18 protein-coding genes are annotated in these 18,939 nt (G+C 46.0%); 15 read left to right on the top strand and 3 right to left on the bottom strand.

The window, feature by feature from the left end; genetic code table 11:
• Positions 1 to 25: 25 nt before the first annotated feature.
• Entirely contained in the window at positions 26 to 688 is a 663-nt protein-coding gene (locus tag MHB43_RS27920; RefSeq protein ID WP_221820724.1) for a transcriptional regulator, read from the bottom strand.
• 157 nt (positions 689 to 845) lie between these two features.
• Positions 846 to 2,036, bottom strand: a complete 1,191-nt coding sequence (locus MHB43_RS27915; protein WP_221820726.1) for a cation:proton antiporter — start codon at positions 2,034 to 2,036, stop codon at positions 846 to 848.
• 375 nt (positions 2,037 to 2,411) lie between these two features.
• Between MHB43_RS27915 and MHB43_RS27910 the strand changes: the two genes are divergently transcribed.
• From MHB43_RS27910 to MHB43_RS27885, 6 genes are all read left to right on the top strand, one after another.
• Positions 2,412 to 2,984: a DUF420 domain-containing protein gene (locus MHB43_RS27910; RefSeq protein ID WP_017692198.1), complete on the top strand. Its 573-nt coding sequence runs from the start codon at positions 2,412 to 2,414 to the stop codon at positions 2,982 to 2,984.
• 73 nt (positions 2,985 to 3,057) lie between these two features.
• A complete protein-coding gene (gene gpmA, locus MHB43_RS27905) occupies positions 3,058 to 3,801 on the top strand; it encodes a 2,3-diphosphoglycerate-dependent phosphoglycerate mutase (RefSeq protein WP_339179506.1) in 744 nt (247 codons plus the stop codon).
• 173 nt (positions 3,802 to 3,974) lie between these two features.
• Positions 3,975 to 4,148, top strand: coding sequence for a hypothetical protein (locus MHB43_RS27900; protein WP_179088546.1), 174 nt, complete (start codon positions 3,975 to 3,977; stop codon positions 4,146 to 4,148).
• A 178-nt stretch (positions 4,149 to 4,326) separates the two neighbouring features.
• Positions 4,327 to 5,235: an aldo/keto reductase gene (locus tag MHB43_RS27895; RefSeq protein ID WP_405130840.1), complete on the top strand. Its 909-nt coding sequence runs from the start codon at positions 4,327 to 4,329 to the stop codon at positions 5,233 to 5,235.
• 85 nt (positions 5,236 to 5,320) lie between these two features.
• Positions 5,321 to 5,647 carry a thioredoxin family protein gene (locus MHB43_RS27890; protein ID WP_017692202.1) on the top strand — a complete coding sequence of 109 codons (327 nt, stop codon included), beginning with the start codon at positions 5,321 to 5,323 and terminating at the stop codon, positions 5,645 to 5,647.
• Between the two features lie 214 nt (positions 5,648 to 5,861).
• Positions 5,862 to 6,044, top strand: a complete 183-nt coding sequence (locus MHB43_RS27885; protein ID WP_074096490.1) for a hypothetical protein — start codon at positions 5,862 to 5,864, stop codon at positions 6,042 to 6,044.
• A 269-nt stretch (positions 6,045 to 6,313) separates the two neighbouring features.
• On the opposite strand, the gene bacA is transcribed toward MHB43_RS27885, so the two are convergent.
• On the bottom strand, positions 6,314 to 7,156 hold the full coding sequence (gene bacA / locus MHB43_RS27880) for an undecaprenyl-diphosphate phosphatase (RefSeq protein ID WP_339185456.1): 843 nt from the start codon (positions 7,154 to 7,156) through the stop codon (positions 6,314 to 6,316).
• Between the two features lie 181 nt (positions 7,157 to 7,337).
• On the opposite strand from bacA, the gene MHB43_RS27875 reads away from it, so the two are divergent.
• The 9 genes from MHB43_RS27875 (at position 7,338) to MHB43_RS27835 (ending at position 18,927) form a co-directional block, all read left to right on the top strand.
• Positions 7,338 to 7,970, top strand: coding sequence for a TetR/AcrR family transcriptional regulator (locus tag MHB43_RS27875; protein WP_221820732.1), 633 nt, complete (start codon positions 7,338 to 7,340; stop codon positions 7,968 to 7,970).
• 114 nt (positions 7,971 to 8,084) lie between these two features.
• Positions 8,085 to 8,936 (top strand): ABC transporter substrate-binding protein, encoded by an 852-nt coding sequence (locus tag MHB43_RS27870; RefSeq protein ID WP_221820733.1) that lies wholly within the window; start codon positions 8,085 to 8,087, stop codon positions 8,934 to 8,936.
• 32 nt (positions 8,937 to 8,968) lie between these two features.
• Positions 8,969 to 9,613 (top strand): amino acid ABC transporter permease, encoded by a 645-nt coding sequence (locus tag MHB43_RS27865; protein WP_017692207.1) that lies wholly within the window; start codon positions 8,969 to 8,971, stop codon positions 9,611 to 9,613.
• A 16-nt stretch (positions 9,614 to 9,629) separates the two neighbouring features.
• A complete protein-coding gene (locus MHB43_RS27860) occupies positions 9,630 to 10,376 on the top strand; it encodes an amino acid ABC transporter ATP-binding protein (RefSeq protein ID WP_221820738.1) in 747 nt (248 codons plus the stop codon).
• Between the two features lie 17 nt (positions 10,377 to 10,393).
• A complete protein-coding gene (locus tag MHB43_RS27855) occupies positions 10,394 to 10,816 on the top strand; it encodes an OsmC family protein (protein ID WP_017692209.1) in 423 nt (140 codons plus the stop codon).
• Positions 10,817 to 11,204: 388 nt separating this feature from the next.
• A complete protein-coding gene (locus tag MHB43_RS27850; protein WP_100529851.1) occupies positions 11,205 to 12,995 on the top strand; it encodes a sensor histidine kinase in 1,791 nt (596 codons plus the stop codon).
• Positions 12,988 to 14,580 (top strand): response regulator transcription factor, encoded by a 1,593-nt coding sequence (locus MHB43_RS27845; RefSeq protein ID WP_221820744.1) that lies wholly within the window; start codon positions 12,988 to 12,990, stop codon positions 14,578 to 14,580. Before MHB43_RS27850 ends, MHB43_RS27845 begins: the two co-directional genes overlap by 8 nt.
• A 175-nt stretch (positions 14,581 to 14,755) precedes the next feature.
• Positions 14,756 to 17,665, top strand: coding sequence for a glycoside hydrolase family 2 protein (locus MHB43_RS27840; RefSeq protein ID WP_405130839.1), 2,910 nt, complete (start codon positions 14,756 to 14,758; stop codon positions 17,663 to 17,665).
• Positions 17,666 to 17,943: 278 nt separating this feature from the next.
• Positions 17,944 to 18,927, top strand: a complete 984-nt coding sequence (locus tag MHB43_RS27835; RefSeq protein WP_127546607.1) for a sugar ABC transporter permease — start codon at positions 17,944 to 17,946, stop codon at positions 18,925 to 18,927.
• The last annotated feature ends 12 nt before the right edge of the window (positions 18,928 to 18,939 follow it).

Raw genomic sequence — 18,939 nt, 5'->3', positions numbered from 1 at the left:
GGTAGGAGACCTCATTCTAAGTAATTTAATCGACTACAAGCAACTTACCCTTGGAGCTGTAAACTAGCCCGCAAGCTATTTCAAGTAATACTTGTTGATCAATCAGGCTGTGAAGAACTCTTCGAGCATGCTGATCCGTGATTCGCAGGTGTGTTGCTAGTTCCGAGGGGGCGAATGGACGAATGATGCGTCTGGCATAACGAACAGCCTCGGCTTCTAGCCAATTTAAGGATGTCGGAACGTCCGTAGCAATGAATTTTCCCATAAAAGACAGCACAAGCTGCTGGCACCGTTTCGGTTCATCCTTAATGGAGATATAAGTGATCGGCAGAAAAATCCAATCATCCAGCGTTAGCAGACAATTCCGCCAGCATAAATCTTTAAAACGCCGTACATCCAGATCACGGGCATGTGGCCCGTATCCTTGGATTTCAATACCTGCCTTAACGCCGTTACCTGGCATGTATGCAAGATCCAGATATCGATAGCCGTTATGAAAGTCTCGAACTTCCCATTCGGGTTGCAAATGGTTAAAGTTTTTCATCAACGGAAACCAGACTGAACGCAAAAATTCCAATGTGCCATGTTCAAGTCCATTTTCCAGTCTGGACAGCACTCTAGGGTTCGTTTCTTCCTCCAAAAGGGAGTGCATCCAGACTTCGTAAGCCTCATCAAAATCAATGCTCATCGTCTTCATCTCCTCTAAAAATAAAATAAAACGAACGTGAACAGGGCTTCAGGTTGTCATGTGAAAATACAAAAAGCCGCTCCGACCATTTCCAACCTTCGCGTTGAAGGGAAAATGGATCAAAGCGGACTGTTAAGTTTTGAACGGTGACATGCCCTTAACCACTTAAATGAGATTCTTCAATTCCTCGTTCGACTTGTTTTTCCCCTTTTTTGCGTGCAAAGGTGATTTTGAGGAGTGGTGGAGTAACCAGTGTAGTCACAATGACCATGATCACAACGCTCGTGAAGTATTCCGGATCAAGTAATCCGGAAGCAAGTCCCGTTGAAGCGATAATGAGAGCAACTTCACCTCTTGATATCATTCCTGAACCAATGGCCAGTGAAGATGTCATATTAAATCCGGTCAGTCGTGCACCAGCTCCACCACCGACAAGTTTGGTAATAATAGCGATAAGACTGATAACAACAATAAACCAAATTTGTGAACCCACACCATCAAAGGTGACATTTAAGCCAATACTTACAAAGAACACTGGAACAAAAATTCCGTAGGCGATCGGTTCCAGTTTGGTTTCGACTTCATGTTTGAAGTTGGTTTGGGAGATGGCGATACCCGCGGCAAATGCTCCAATGATTCCAGCAACACCCATCCACTCTGCAAAGTACGAGAAGCCAAAACAAATAATTAATCCCGCAGTAATGACGGTCTCGGTTACTTTCAGTGGTGCCATCCACTTCATGATGCGTGGAACAAGGAACCAGCTGGCAGCGATGATGATCACAAAGAACAACAGCTTTTTACCAATAAGCAAGGAGATCGAAGTGTCTCCTCCACCAGTACCCAGCAAGCTCATCATAACGGCAAGAATGACAACGACCAGAACATCATCAACGACAGCTGCTCCAAGGATTGTTGTACCCTCACGAGAGCTGAGTTGATCCATGTCTTTCAGTGTCTGAACCGAAATGCTGACGGAAGTGGCACAGAATAAAAGTCCAAAGAACAGCGCGTGTGTCTGTGACATACCAAAGGCCATGGCGGAACCGTATCCTCCGATAAAAGGCAAAATAATACCGCCGACTGCTACGGCAAAGGCCGCCTTCCAGTTTTTCTTTAATTGCTCCAGATCGGTTTCAAGTCCGGCAATGAACATTAACAGCAATACCCCGATCTCAGCCATATAATGCACAAAATCACTTTGCTGAACCCAACCGAGAATTGCAGGCCCGAGGACGACACCCACAATCAGCTTTCCTAAAACCGATGGTTGACCCAATCTTACGGATAGATCACCAGCAAGTTTGGTGAAGATTAAAATAAGTGCAAGAACCAAAATAAATTCCATAGGTTTATCCCCTCCAGTAGTAGCGTCTATAGGTTAACCAGCCCAAGGGCGATCCATTCTCAGCTTAAAAAAGACAAAAAGGCACAGAAAGGCATTAGGAAAAGTGCCGTTCTGTGCCTGAAAAAGACAAAGAGGGGCCCTTGGTGACAGGCTCCTCCAGTTTCAACGCGTATGTGATTAATTGCAATAATTATACCACAAATATGGACTTGGGTAAATGGGAGCTGGTTTGGATTTGATTGAAAATAGCCGTAAAGGGGCATTTTATCATGTAGTACTAAGGTTTTTGTTCAGAGTGTTGTCACTTAACAGCCCGGAATTGCCGAGATATAATGATATAGAACATAGAAGTTAGGATATGAGGAGGATTTTGCATTGGGCAAAAATAACAAAGGGGAGCCGAACATTCCATCCCCGACGAGTAATAAAAATTTCGCAGGCATCATTATCACCATTTCCATTCTCGCTAATGTCATTATTTTATTATTGTTCTTCGCACCATCGATTGGTTACAAAGGTGATGTAACCTTTGATATTACGGTGTTGCCGCGGTTTAATGCCGTGTTTAACAGCTTTACCTTCATCTTCCTGCTCGCAGCGCTTATTGCTATTATCAAGCGGAATGTGAAGCTGCACAAACGATTTATTCTTGCTGCATTCTCAACGACACTGTTATTCCTTGTGACCTATCTGACGTTCCATTACCTCTCACCAGAGACGTCCAAATACGGCGGCGAGGGCATCATTCGTTCGATCTATTTCTTCATTCTGATTACCCATAGTATACTGGCAGCCCTGATTGTTCCATTGGCATTGTTCACACTTGTCTGGGGTTGGACGAATCAATTGAAAAAACACCGCAAAATCGCACGTTGGACTATGCCAATCTGGCTGTACGTCAGTTCTACAGGTGTTGTGGTATATCTCATGATGGCACCATATTATTAATGTAATGAACGTTTCACTGTGCTAATTAGTTTGACCTGCGGGTAATGTTTCCATGGAAGGAGGGTTCACGTTTATGTACAGAGTTGTTTTGATTCGCCATGGACAGAGCATGTGGAATGTAGAGAATCGTTTTACCGGATGGACAGATGTGGATCTGACGACGGATGGTTACGGAGAAGCTCGCAAAGCAGGGAAGATCATGAAGGAACAGGGATTTGATTTTGATTACGCCTATGCATCCGTGCTGAAACGTTCTATCCGAACACTCGATATTGCGCTGGATGAAATGGACCTCATGTGGATTCCCATTACGAAGACTTGGAAGCTGAATGAACGCCATTATGGTGCGCTGCAAGGACTGAACAAACAGCAGACGGCTCTGAAGTATGGGGAAGACCAAGTAAAGGAATGGAGACGATCCGTGAACGTATCTCCCCCGGCACTGGACGAAACGGATGACCGTTATGTGCAGGATCTGGACAAGTACAAGCGGCTCGGATGTACCATTCCTTTTACGGAGAACCTGATGGATACTTCGAAGCGTGTACTGGACTACTGGAATGCGGAGATTAAACCGATGGTGTCTGCTGGCAAAAGAGTGCTGATCTCTGCGCATGGGAACACGCTCCGTTCACTCGTCATGCATCTGGACCAATTGTCCGAAGCAGACGTGATGGCGCTCAATATCCCGACAGGCATTCCGCTTGTCTACGAATTGGATGAAGATCTGCATCCCATCGGACACTTTTATCTGACCGCCGATGGTTCTACCTACAAACATGAAGAGATGACCCATGTGGCAACGCCATCTGATTAAACGGGTGTGTGAACGTTTATGCCTCAACAGAGCAAGTGAAGATGACCGCTGAATTTTAATTCAGCGGTCATCTTTTTTTCTGCGATCAAGCTTGCACTTCGTTTCGTTTTGCTCCCACAGGGTAATTGTCAAACAAGACACGATGTACATTTATCCTGAAGGAGGAGAAGCACATGTCTAAAAGAAGAGGAATTATCATGACGGCTATCGGCGCAGGTGTGACTTATCTGATGAGGAACAAACAAGCAAGAGATAAGTTGTTTAGCACTGTCTCGGGTATGATGAAAAACTCCAATTCGTCGTCCAATGGAACAAGTAAAACTAGACCACGCGTGGAAGTGAAATAGATTGCGATAGTTCGTTTATCGTTGAATTAAAATGATGATCATGAGAAACCTGGAGATGAAGTCGTTCCAGGTTTTTTTGTGCAATCAAAAGCAGTCCATTGCTTTTGTGTGTAAAGCGATTTTTGTCAGCAAGAATGATACAATGGATACTTGCAGAACGTATGAAGGGAGATGCAATATGAAGAAAAATCGTCTGGGTACATCCGAACTGATGGTGTCTGAGATTGGGCTGGGATGTATGTCACTTGGAACTGAAATGGAGCATGCTATGGGCCTGATTCATGAGGCTCTGGATCATGGAGTCAATCTGCTGGATACTGCTGATCTGTACGACGCAGGGCGTAATGAGGAAATTGTAGGACAAGCTATTAAAGGGCGTCGGGACCAAGTCATTGTGGCGACCAAAGTAGGTAATCGTCGTATGCCGGGCAAAGAGGGCTGGTCATGGGACCCGTCCAAAGCCTACATTAAGCAGGCTGTACATGAAAGTCTGAAGCGTCTGCAGACCGATTACATCGATCTGTATCAGCTGCATGGCGGGACCTTGGACGACCCCATCGAAGAGACGATTGAAGCGTTTGAGGAACTGAAGAAGGAAGGACTTATCCGATATTACGGAATTTCCTCCATTCGTCCCAATGTGATTCGGGATTATGTAAAGAGGGCATCCATCGTCAGTGTGATGAACCAGTACAGCATTGCTGACCGCAGAGCGGAAGAAGAAGTGCTGCCTTTGTTGGAACAAAAGGGGCTCAGCGTAATTGCCCGTGGGCCCGTAGCTAGCGGTGTGCTAGCCGATTCTGGATCTGCCAAGGCAGACAAAGGTTATCTGGACTACACACCAGAGCAACTATATACCATTCGGCAAGGGCTAAGTCGTCTTGTTACGGATCAACGGAGCATGGCTCAGACGGCTATTCGCTACGCATTATCCCATCCTGCCGTAGCAGCTGTTGTCCCTGGTGCCAGTTCAAGAGAACAGTTGCTGCACAATATTGCTGCTTCGAATTCGCCTGCACTCACCGCTGCGGAAATTCAGGAAATACGAGAGCTTAGTCCCGCTAATCTGTACAAGCAGCATCGTTAACTCGGTACAGCCTATTTTCAATTGTAACTATACAAGGTACAATGAAGATCAGCCAAAAAAGGAACATAAAAGGGAGAGAAGACATATGGAAAGAATTCAAAGTGAACAGCAGTATTTGGATACAATCAACTCTGATGGTTTTACCGTCATTAAATTTGATACAACCTGGTGTCCGGATTGCAAAAACCTGGATCGTTTTATCGGGGATGTTATCGACCAACATACGGACAAAACCTTCTATGCCCTGGATGCAGAGAAGTTCCAGCCTTTTGCCGAAGAGAATGGTGTACGCGGGATTCCAAGCCTGCTCGTCTTCCAGAACGGCAAGAAAATCGCACATCTGCATAGCAAATGGGCTAAAACACCTGCTCAAATCTCCGAGTATCTGGAGACGCTTGAATCCAAAGTTTAAGCGAACGAAGGCTCAGCAGTTTGTTTAATTAACTTAGCTAAGGAAACCTCTTCTTGTCACGCGACAGGAAGGGTTTTTCTGCTTCATTCCAGCACGCATGATGTGTATTCAAATCTGCATTCGAAGTGGAGAAACAACGCTTGTTTAGAATTTGTTCAGTGCTCCCATGTATACTGTGAGAACAAACTGAATATTTGGAGTGAACAAGACCCATATGAAGAATGAAATTTTTGAGGAAATGCACCAATTAAGTCACAATGACGACCGGAGATATCGATTGTTGATGATTGGAGTAAAACAACTGCTGCAGGAACAAAAGGAGAATAGATATAATCTGCGTGAGAGATTAAAGAGTCGAAAGAAACACCGGAACATTCAAGTAAAAGAGTGGTACTAGCCAGCCTGCATTTCAGAAGTGAACATAAATATGGATGTCCATAATACATAGTAAACCTAGTCGGCATCACCCATGATCCAATCCGGCAGAGAAGGAAGTAATGAAGGGTCAAACTTCTTCTAATTACAGATATTCCTGTCTCTGAAGCCGTTACAGAATCGTGAAGCAACAGAAACGTAGCTCAGAATATAAAATATGGCGGCCTCACTTCCCAAGGGAAAGTGAGGCCGCCATTGATTTTGCCGTTCTATTTACTTGAGTTGTAATGCTTACATCAAAATAATAAAGAACACGGCTGCCAAGACAAAGCGATATACAGCAAAGACGGTCAGGCTCAATTTTTTCAAAATGGACAGGAACGTCTTGATCGCAAGCATGGCGACGATGAAAGCAGCGATGAATCCAATCGCAAAGATTGGGAAATCACTGCTGTTCAGGTGATCGATACTTTTGTAAAGGTCATATCCCGTAGCACCAATCATAATTGGTACAGACACGAGGAATGTGAACTCCGCAGCGGCTACACGGCTTACCCCTGCAATGAGACCGCCTGAGATCGTTGACCCGGAACGGGAGAAGCCTGGCCACAATGCCAAGATCTGAAATATACCCACCGTGAATGCCTGTTTGTAAGAGATATCGTCAACATCATGGGTTGTAATTCGTTCACTCTTACGGCTCCAGCGTTCGGCCACGATCATCAATATACCACCTATAACGAGGCTGTACAGCACTGTTTCCGGACCAAACAAATGTGCTTTGATCCAGTCGCGGAATACAAGTCCGATGACTACGGCAGGAACCATCGCCAGGAAGATATGTCCCAGATTGAGGCGGCGGGAGTAAGGTCTGCTCCCTCCAGTGAAGCGGAACATATCAATGAATTTGTTCCAGTACAGTACTACAACAGCAAGTACAGCTCCGAGTTGAACAACCACCTCAAACGTTTTGACTGACTCGTTGTCCTCTGATAAACCGAGCAAATGGGCAGTCAGGATCATGTGTCCAGTGGAGGATACGGGCAAAAATTCTGTCAAACCTTCGATGATGCCCATAATAATGGATGATATAATATCCAATTCTCTTCCTCCTTGAAATGCAGGTGACAGCATAGGCTGTCCTGCTTGACCATGCCTGTTCATTTGAACAAGGCTATCACCTATTATGATCACAAATGCACTCAACTTCAACTTATACTTGTAACCATTTGTTTAAAACTATATTGACAAAAACCTAGTTATCCCATAGGATATAAATTAACTGACTGACTGATCAATCGGGAGGGTTACATGAATGACCAAAATCAACGGTTTGGAACCCGGTGAAGAACGGCGGGACCAAATAATACGCATAGCGATGGAGCGTTTTGCAACCCAAGGCTACCATCAGACGAAAATTTCCGATATCGTCCGCGAGGCTGGTGTGGCGCAAGGGACGTTCTACTGGCACTTCAAGAGTAAAGAAGCCATTGCTTCGGAGATTGTCTTAACGGGCAAGGAGGAGTTGCTTGAGGCGATCGGACAAGGGTACCGCAAGGATGCAGGATCGGTAGAAGATATGGTGAAAGCATCGGAAAGGCTGTTCACTGACTTGTTTTTGTTTGCCGCGCAGAATCGCTATTTTATGGAACTGTTGCTCAAAGGCATCGTGACGGAAGAATCCGTACAACGCCTGGTCGAGGAGACACGTAATGCTGTGGAAACTGCGTTTCGTCACAATATGGAACGTGCCATCGAGCTCGGCATGTTGCCTAAGGGCATGGATGTACCGCTTCGAGCAGCGCTATTGGTAAGCATGATTGAAGGCATGATAACACGCTGGTTGTTCGGTTCCGATGAGTTGCACAGCAAGTTCTCAGCCATGACAGCTTCATCGCTGGCAGCTGAGGCAGCAAGCTTTGAGTTTTACGGACTATTAGGCTCGTAAGATTCACATGATTAAACAAATAGCAGGGAATAATGGGTACAACTGCGGTTTAGTCACAATAAATTAACCCAATGCACATCCAGATTAATACACGACTGAGAGGAAGTTAACGTAATGAACAAAACATATGGATCGAAAACTCGTAAAGGCTGGTCTTTGACAGCAATTCTGCTGATGACCGTGCTGGTACTTAGTGCTTGTGGAAGTAAGGCAACAGACAATGGAAGCACAAATGGTGCACAGGCAAGTAATGAATTGGAGCAGATCAAGTCGGCTGGCGTTATCAAAGTGGGCATGATGGGCACATACGCACCGTACAACTTCCTGAACGATAAGAAAGAAATGGACGGCTACGATGCTGATATTGCACGTGAAGTTGCGAAGCGTCTTGGGGTTGAAGTTGAATTTGTATCTCAGGAGTTCTCCGGTCTGACACCAAGTCTGCAAGCCAAAAAGCTGGATGCCATTATCAGCCAGATGACGATTACCGATGATCGTAAGAAAGTACTGGATTTCAGTGATCCGTATATTACGAACCAAGTTAAAATTATTGTAAAAGAAGATAATAACGATATTACCAAGCTGGAAGACTTCAAAGGAAAAACGATTGGCGTAGGTTTGGGTACAAATGATGAATCATATCTGCGCAATGAAGTATTGCCAAAAGTGGGAGACTTCACGATTAAAACCTATGACGATGTCATCTCTTCACTCAAAGATCTGAATGCTGGTCGGATTGACGCAACAATTAACAATATGTATGCACTGAAACCGATTGTGGATGCCAACGGGTTGAATATTAAAGCTGTAGGTGAACCGATTAAGAGTGACCAGGCAGGTATTGCTGTTCGTAAAGACAATCCGGAACTCGTAGCAGCACTGAATGATGCTCTCAAAGGCATGAAAGATGATGGCACGTACAATACCATTTTCAAAAAATGGTTTGGTGAAGAGCCTGCGCAATAACGAACCTGCAAGGCGAAGGGAAGATTTGACCCATGGAACTGGTATTTGAGAATATCCCCTTTTTTCTGAAGGGGGCTTACTATACGCTGTATGTAACTGTGATCTCCATGTTTTTTGCGTTCATCATTGGAGTGCTCGTTGCCATTGCTCGTCTGAAGGGACCGATGTGGCTTAGGTTGATCGCAAGGTTTTATGTATCCATCATGCGGGGAACCCCGCTGCTGGTGCAATTATTCGTCATTTATTACGGATTGGTCGATTATGGAGTGACCTTGGGATCACTCACGGCTGCATGTCTGGGACTCAGTCTGAATGCAGGAGCGTTTCTGTCGGAGACGTTCCGTGGAGCCATTCAGGCTGTACCAAAAGGACAGACCGAAGCTGCATATGCAACGGGAATGACCCCGGCTCAAGCGATGAGACGGATTATCTTCCCGCAGGCTGTGCGCATTGCCATCCCGCCGATGGGTAACACCTTCATTGGCATGTTGAAGGAAACATCACTTGTGGCGGCGATTGGTGTCACCGAGTTATTACGGTCAGCACAACTGCTGGTATCACAATATGCATTGAACATGCCGTTTTATCTGGCCATCGGTGTGATCTACTGGATCATGAGTATCGGCTTCTCGGCCATTCTGGAACAAGTGGAGCGCCGGTTGGCCCGGGCTTACTGAGGGGAGGAGAGAACCGATGATTACAACAACTGGACTTACCAAACGTTTTCAGCAAAATGAAGTACTTACGAACATCGATCTTCATGTCGATGCCAAAGATATTGTTGTATTGCTCGGCCCAAGTGGTTCAGGCAAAAGTACCTTACTGCGCTGTCTGAATGGGCTGGAGGAGCTGTCCGGAGGACAGATCGAAGTCAACGGCATTGTGGTCAACAGCGCAGATCCGCTGCGAGTCCAGCGTGCCCGGGTACTGGAGATTCGTCGCCAGACCGGCATGGTATTCCAGCAATTCAATCTGTATCCGCACAAGTCAGTGCTGGGTAATGTGATGGAAGGTCTCGTTACGGTGAAAAAAATCAAACGGGACGAAGCAGCTGAACGCGGCCGAATTCTGCTGGATCGGGTCGGCTTGTCGGACAAGCAGGATGCGTATCCATCCCGATTGTCCGGTGGACAACAGCAGCGGGTTGCCATTGCACGTGCACTTGCCATGGAGCCGGAAGTGATGTTGTTTGATGAGCCCACTTCAGCTCTTGATCCTGAATTGGTCGGAGAAGTGCTTTCCGTCATGAAGGAGCTGGCAGAGGAAGGTATGACGATGCTGGTTGTGACGCATGAATTGAAGTTTGCCCGTAATGTGGCGAACAAAATCGTCTTTATGGCGGATGGATCGATTGTGGAAGAAGCAAGTCCACAGGCGTTCTTTGAACAGCCGAAGCAAGAACGCACTCGCCGTTTCTTGCAACAGATTACTGAATTTTAAGAAAGAAGGATAACATCATGAATGTAACAACCGTATGGAAAGGCAAACGTGCGTTTACTTCCGAAGGACCCTCTGGCTACGCCGTTGGCATGGATGCCACTGCTGCTTATGGTGGTGACAGCAAGGGAGCTACCCCGATGGAATTGTTACTGGCGGGTCTCGGTGGCTGTATGGGAATCGATATTACGATGATTCTGGACGCATTTTTGGACAAAATTGAATCGATTGAGATTGAAGCGCAAGGCACACGAAGTGAAGAGATGCCCAAAGGCTTCACATCCATTGATCTGATCTTCAAAGTCGATGGGGATATCCCGGATTATCGTATCTGGAAAGCCATCCAGATGGCTGAGGAAAAATATTGTGCAGTTTCTGCTTCGCTGAACGCTGATATTCATCCTAAACTGATCCTCAATGGGGTAAGTACACCTCGTCCTTAACACATATGAGTAAATCTTATACGGAGAAGGCACTTCCAATCGTGGGAGTGCCTTTTTGGCTTTTCTAACCCATCAACAGTTCGTAAGTAAAGTCAGGCTGGATGTTGAACAAGGTTCCAGATGCCCATGAGCCAAAGGATATAGATTCCGTCCAACTAGGAGTCGCTAAACTTCTGTCAGTAGAAAATAATTCCGTAAGCCTGGTCGCCATGTTAATGGCGGCCTCTTCTACTAGAGGTAGGCTGGCTTGTAGGCCTGGCAATATATTACCCATTGCAATGACAATCCGAATTCTGGCGGTTATGTGGTATGATTAATTCTGAGGACAGGGCATCCTGATCCTGCTGTTTATATGTAAGCGCTTATACAGATGACGGAAGGTGCAGACATGTTGAAAAGGCTGATACGAACCACCAATAATCTCAAATTAAAGCATAAATTGCTCATTTCCTATGTACTGGTTGTCATGATTCCGGTCCTGATTGTTGGTCTTGCTGTGACCAGTTATTTTCGCCAGCAAGCCCTGGACAATGCGATAGGACAGACGATCATCAATGTGGACAAGATCAAGAGCCAGACAGCAACCATGCTGCGTGTACCAACCGATATATCCAATCTTTTAATGTTTAATGCGGATCTCAAGGAGATCGTGAATAAGCGGTACAAGAGCGTTGTGGAGTTAACCTCAGCGTATCTTGCATACAAAGACTTTCAGGAATACAGGCGTTTGTACCGTGAGATAGCCGGCATTCGCTTTTACTCAACTAACCCAACATTGATCAACAACCTCGAATTCATTCCGGTAGACAAGCAGACGGAAGAGAGCTACTGGTACCAACAGGCATTGAAAACAACCAGCATCGGGTGGTTCTACATCCCAGACAAGGAAGATAATCCTGTACACAAGCTCAGCCTAGTGCGCAAAGTACCTTTTGCCGAGTATCGGACAGAGGGCGTGTTGATGATTGTGATCAATCAGGATGAGCTGAACGGATTGCTGCGTCAGGAACAGTTCGAGACGATGATTACGGACGAGCAGGGGTATGTGGTTGCAGCCAAGAATACCGAGCTGGTGGGTAAAACGCTGGATGAGCTTGATTTTGGCGTTGATCTGCAGAATCAGGCGAAAGGCACCATAGAGGGTGATTTCCGGGGGGAACCATCTAATATTGTTATTGATGAGCTGGGCCCTGGATCGAGCATGAATAGCCTGAAGGTGATTTCGGTTTTTGCCACCAAAAATATCGTCAAAGACGCCAACACCGTCAGCTTGATTGGCATGATTTTTATTATACTGGTGCTGGTGATCGCCCTACTATTCGTATATATCATCTCGTTCCTCACTTCGAACCGATTGCTCCGGCTGAGTAAACACCTCAACAAGCTTGCATTAGGAGACCTGAACGTGACTTCACGGATTGATGGAAATGATGAGATTGGGCAACTATCAAGACAGTTCAACTATATGGTGAAAAGTATCAATGAACTCATGACGCAGGTGGTAGAAGCGACCGAACAGAACAATCAATTGGAAATCGCACAAAAAGAGATTAAACTGAAAATGATGGCGAGCCAGATCAATCCCCATTTCTTGTTTAATGCATTGGAGTCCATTCGCATGAAAGCCCATATCAAAGGGGAAGCAGAGATTGCCAACATCGTCAGGCTGTTGGGCAAGCTAATGCGCAAGAGTCTGGAGATTGGCAGTGGAAAAACAACCTTCCGGGCTGAACTAGAAATGGTACGTTCCTATTTGGAAATTCAGAAATTCCGGTACGGCGATCGCCTCGCATTCCAGATTCATATCGATCCCGAGGTGGAGAAGATGTACATTCCGCCTTTGATTATTCAACCTTTGGTTGAGAATGCGATTGTCCATGGTCTGGAGAACAAAGAGGGGACAGTCCGTGTTCATATAAGTATTCGTTTAGTTGAGAACATTGTACAGATCCGTGTGGATGACAATGGTGCAGGCATAACGCCAGAACGACTGGCTGAGGTGATGCAGTTTATCTGTGGACCGGAGGAACAGGAGAAGAGTCGGATCGGCATGCGTAATGTACATCAACGCTTAACATTGACGTACGGCGAGCCGTATGGATTACAGATTAAGAGTGTATATGGGGAAGGAACAGAGGTTTCTTTCACTTTGCCAGCAGGAGGGGACCAACATGTATAAAGTATTTTTGGTGGATGACGAACCGAGCATACGTGAGGGACTGACAACCATTATCGAGTGGGAAAAATACGGATTCCAGGTCATCGCTACAGCTGCCAGCGGGCGTGAGGCCATCTCCCGGTTTGAGGAATTGGAGCCTGATCTGACGATTATTGACATTCGTATGCCCGGTATGACCGGGCTGGATGTGATTGAAGAAGTCCGCCGGAATCATCCGGATTCGCACTTTTTGATATTAAGTGGTTACGCGGATTTTGATTATGCCAAAAAAGCCATCAGTTTTGGTGTGGATGGTTATCTGCTCAAACCGGTGGATGAAGAAGAGATTATTGGTGAACTGGAGCGTATTGCTACAATCCTGACCCGTGAACGGGAGACAATTGCACGTCATGCTGGTGAAGATACCGTCTATCGGGAGCATCAGATCGAGGCTTTGCTCTTTGACAGTCTGGAGGGTGCGGGTAGCATGGAAGAAGATAGCCTGGGACTGCACTGGCCTCACTATCAGATTGTGCTGCTGGAGCTGCATGTAGCCCCCGACCTGCAACGGGGAAGTGTTATGAAACGCAAACTGATTGAAGCATTTGACCATAAAGACCGAGGCATTGTATTCTCGTTCCATTCAGGTCTGGGGTTGTTAAGTAAGGAAACAATCACATCCGAGTCATCTGCAAGAAATCTGTACAATGAGCTGGAAGGACTGCTGGGAGAATGGGAGGTTCACATGTACGGTGCTGCGGGAGAACCTGTACATTCCACTTCTGAAATTGCGCGGTCATACACACAGGCGAATCGTTTACTCGGGGAACGCTTCTTGTTCACGGAGCAACGCATCATTCTGTGGAATGAAGGCAGTGAAAGCGTTGTTAAGCCAGAAATTGAAGCTGTGGACGGAGCACATGAGCCAGTTGAGGACGAACTTGCGGACAAGCTGTATTATGCGTTAGACATCCGAAGTAGTGAGTCCGTTATGCGAGTACTGGGTGAGATGGAAGAGCGCCTGGTTCCATATCACCGAACAGAGCAAGCGATCAAGACGGCGTTCTCACAGGTATTTTCCCTGGCGTTCAACAAGCTTGCAGCGACGAATCAACATATGCACTCCATTATGCAGGAACATTCGGTTCTGATTAATGAAGTCTATCATCAATTTACGATGTCTGACCTCAAAGTCATGGCAGCGGAACATTTGAATCGACTTATTCAACGTATGGGTGGAGGAAGTAAGGATACTGTATTAAAACAGATGATTGAATTTATCCAGCGTAACCCTGGCGAAAATCTCAAGCTGGAGGTACTTGCTGAAGTATTCAACTATAACAGTAGTTATCTTGGCAAGTTGTTCAAGAACCATACAGGAGAGTACTTTAATGTATTTCTGGACAAGGTCCGTATGGAAAAGGCCAAGGAATTGCTGGATGAAGGACTCAAGGTCCATCAGGTTGCGGCCAGAGTGGGATATGCGAACGTGGACTATTTCCACGGTAAGTTCAAGAAGTATGTAGGTGAATCACCTTCCGCGTACAAACAGGCCAGAAACCAATCATCAATTAAAGGAACGGCTACGGATATAAACGAGGAATAAGTATGGAGTGCGGGGCCTTGCCCTTGCCTATTGTGTAAAACGTTTTCGGTATTGCTGAGAAATTCCCAGATTCATCATATTGTCCATGCACTTCCCATGATAAGCAATGGTCACGGAATGTTTCACATTTTAGACTGGATTTACAAGAATCCAGTTGAAGGGATGGCTATACGATATGAATGTATCTGATATAGGCGCTGTACGTCAACCATTGAACTTAAATGGAACATGGCAGTTTTGTTTGGATCTGGAGTCCGATAAACTCGTTGAACAAGAGATATTACCGCCATCACAGTGTGAAAACACATCATGGGAGACCATTCAGATTCCCGGTTCATGGGAAGAGCAAGGATACGGAGATGAGCCTGAATACGAAAGGCTCGATACCTGGACAAAGGTACGCGAGTATGAAGGCTCAGCCTGGTATGCTCAGGATGTCCATGTTCCATCAGAGGATCCCGGATGCCACTATGTATTCAGATTGGAAGGTGTCCGATGGACAACGCATCTCTGGATCAATGGACAGTATGCCGGGCAGCAGGATAGTCTGGTGAATCAACAGAAGTGGGATGTCACTTCTCTGGTGAAGCAGGGAGAAGTGAATCGTGTGGAGATCCGCGTGGATAATACGATGAAACTTCCGCTGGCGGGTAGCCATATTCATTCATTGCATACGGCCACAGCCTGGGGGGGAATCACAGGTGGTGTTTATCTGGACAGTATGCCTCCCTGCCGATTACAGACGTTACGTATTCAACCAGATGCTGAGAACGGAACCATTCTGGTTGATTGTACTGTAAGCGCTCCCGCAAATGAATCGGCTAGATCAATGCAATTACATGTGGATATCCAGCATCCGGACGGCACATGGCTTAATCGATATAGTTGTAATGTGAATCTGAGTGATCCATCACATGTGGATATAAGCTCAGCAGGTTTAACTGAAATCAACGCTGTAATAGAACAGTGGCAATTGGAACTTGGAACAGAAAAGTCTATCGCAAAATGGTCGGATGAATCCCCTGAATTATACAAGGCAGTGATCCGTCTCCATGAAGGTGAACAGGAACTGGATCGACTGGAGCAATCATTTGGTGTACGCTCCTTTGCAACAAACGGGAAGCAGCTTGAATTGAATGGGACACCAGTATATCTGCGTGGGTACGTCGATTGCTGTATCTTCCCACTGACGGGTTATCCCGTCTGGGACAAGGAGCATTATCTTCAGCAGTTTCGAATCGCCAGATCGTATGGTTTCAATCATGTCCGACTGCATGGGTGGAGCGCGCCGGAGCCTTTCTGGGAGGCGGCTGATGAAGTCGGCATGCTGGTACAGGCAGAACTTCCCCATTGGTCTCGTTTCTTTGAGCAATCGGATCAGTCTGCGCCAGCTGAAGTATTGTCCTATCTGACACAAGAACTGGACGGGTTGCTTCAGTCGCTGCATAGACATCCTTCATTCGTCATGTTCTCCATGGGGAATGAACTCATTGGCCCGAATGGTCACCCTGAACTCAATGCATGGGTATCGAGGGCAAGGGATATCGACCCAACCCGGTTATATACGGACAATACAGGTTTTGGACAACTTCCGGCGCAAGGGCGGGAAGGTGATTATTATATCCAGTCGTTGAACTGGCATCCCCCCCTGGAATCCGCATACTCAGCTGTGCCGGATACCACGCTGGACTATCATGCAGTCACCCGGCTTGCGGAGCATCCCGTCATTGGGCACGAACATGCACAGTACACCATGTATGTGCGGCCCCAAGAGCGAGCCAAGTATACTGGCGTATTGCGTCCTAGCTGGTTACGACCGATCGAAGAATCGTTAACTAACAAAGGAATGATGGAGGACCTCGAGCATTTTCAACAGGTCAGTGGTACCCATCTGGTACGTTCCTTAAAAGAAGCCATGGAGCGAATTCGGCGAACACCGGACGCTGCGGGGGTACAGCTTCTGGACATTCGCGATTTTCCAGGGCAGGGACATGCTACGACGGGCATTCTTGATGTATTTTGGGATGACAAAGGCATTACAACACCAGAAGAATTCATGTGTTTCAACGCAGATATGGTGCTGTTATTAAGTTGCAAGGAGCGTACATTTTACGCCGGAGAATCCATTCATGTCGATGTACGCATCTCTCACTACGGTAAGGAGCCGCTTGAGGACGCGCTCATTCAGTGGAGGTTAATAAGCGATGATGTGATACTCACTGAAGGAGAATGGAAGACCGGAGATATCCAATGTGGGTCCGTCATGTCACTGGGAAGCATCGTCGCTACAGCACCTCGGGAAGCAGCAGCGGCTTTTCGGATTGAGGCGGAGTTGATATCAGGCGATTTGGAAAGAACTGTAGCGAATGTATGGCATGGCTGGTCGTTTCCTTTTTATCAGTCTCATCCGGGTTCGAATCGGTTCTGGAATACCGTGGCAGAGCTGCAGCCACTTCTCGGGGAAGCACAACATGATGGCGTAGATCGCATCGATGGATTTCAGTTGTTGAAAAATCGGGAGATTGACTTGGTGATCGTTCAGTCGTTAACACCCAATGTCGTTGATTATGTGGTCAACGGGGGGAGTGTTTGGCTACAGTCAACCGCAGAAGGGTTATATGATTCAGTGAAGACCAAGTATCTGCCTGTATTCTGGAATTACCTGATGTTTGCTACACAGCCTGGTGCAACGATGGGCTTGTATTTGAGAGAACAGCTAGCACTACTAGGTTCCTTCCCGCATGATGGGGCTTCGGACTGGCATTGGTATCACTTGGTGAACGGTACACCAGCGATAGGTTTGGATACGTTGCCCGGGGTGGAGCCGCTGATCGAAGTGGTGGACCATTTCCATCGGGCCAAACGACTCGCTTATGCCTTTGAGGCAAAAGTAGGGAAGGGTAAGATTTTGATATCCTCACTTCCGTTTGCCAACCTGGCTTTAATGAAGCGTCCAGAAGTCGCCTTTTTATTTCAGGAGATACTTGCGTATCTGCATGGAGATCAATTCCGTCCAGCAACCTCCATATCCGTAGCGCAATTACTCGGCATCGTTAAACTGCAAACGATTCAATTCACATTGTAATTATAGGGACCCGAAAGGGTCCTTTTTGTATGCAATCAGTTTGAAGTAAACGATTTCTATAAAACGTTTTCGAAATTTACCAATTTAGATAATATATTACCTTAATATAACTTTTGTTTCATTTAAAAGTAGAATATATCACTGATTTTAACGAATTAATGTCTGATTATATATGTCTATATCTAATTTTTATATGATTTTCTCTAAAATCCAGATGGTATTTTGAAAACGCTCTATCGGGTATGATTATTTTATAAAACAGAGGAGGGGGAACGGAGATGGAAACGCTAACAAAAAAATCCGCTTCCGCGAACAGAAGCAGTGACCCCAAACCGCCTTTAAAGAATCGGCGGAACGGAATTTGGGACAGAATGAAACAGCAGAAATATCTCTATCTCATGTCATTGCCATTCGTAGCTTGGGTTTTCGTTTTTAACTATCTGCCACTATGGGGATGGACGATGGCTTTCCAAAATTATAAACCTGCCAGATCGTTTGGTGATCAAGAGTGGGTTGGTTTTAAACACTTTGTAGAGCTGTTCAGTGATGATCGTTTCTATCTGGTACTTCGAAATACACTTGCAATGAGTTTGATGGGACTGGTTGTCGGTTTTATCGTACCGATATTCTTCGCTATTCTCTTGAATGAAATGAGAGGCATGTTCTTCAAACGTGCCGTGCAAACGGTATCATATCTGCCTCACTTTGTATCCTGGGTCGTTGTGGCAGGTATTATCACCAAGATGCTCTCCACCGATGGCGGGATTATCAATGATCTATTGGTAGGACTGAACATTATCGATCAGCCGATCCAATTCATGGCCAAGGGGAACTTGTTCTGGTACATTGTAACCGCTTCAGATATGTGGAAGGAAACCGGTTGGAATGCCATCATCTATCTGGCGGCGATTACAGGTATCGACAATGAGCTGTATGAAGCTTCCCGTGTAGATGGAGCCAACCGCTGGAGACAGATGTGGCACATCACGCTGCCTGGCATACGGACCACGATTTCCGTACTTTTCATCATGTCAATTGGACATCTGATCAGTATCGGTTTCGAGAAGCAATTTTTGCTACAAAACAGTCTGGTCACAGACTACTCGGAAGTACTTGATCTATACGCGCTCAATTATGGTTTGAATATGGGACGATTCTCATATGGTACAGCCATAGGTATATTCAACTCCGTTGTCAGTATCATCCTTCTGTTTACTGCGAACGGCTTGTTCAAAAAATTCACAAAAGAAAGCATCATGTAGGGAGGGGACGAC

It is taken from the genome of Paenibacillus sp. FSL H8-0317 (assembly GCF_045040685.1).
GTDB lineage: Bacteria > Bacillota > Bacilli > Paenibacillales > Paenibacillaceae > Paenibacillus.
Note: the sequence above shows the minus strand (reverse complement) of the source record. Positions and strands in the feature narration are given on the sequence as shown.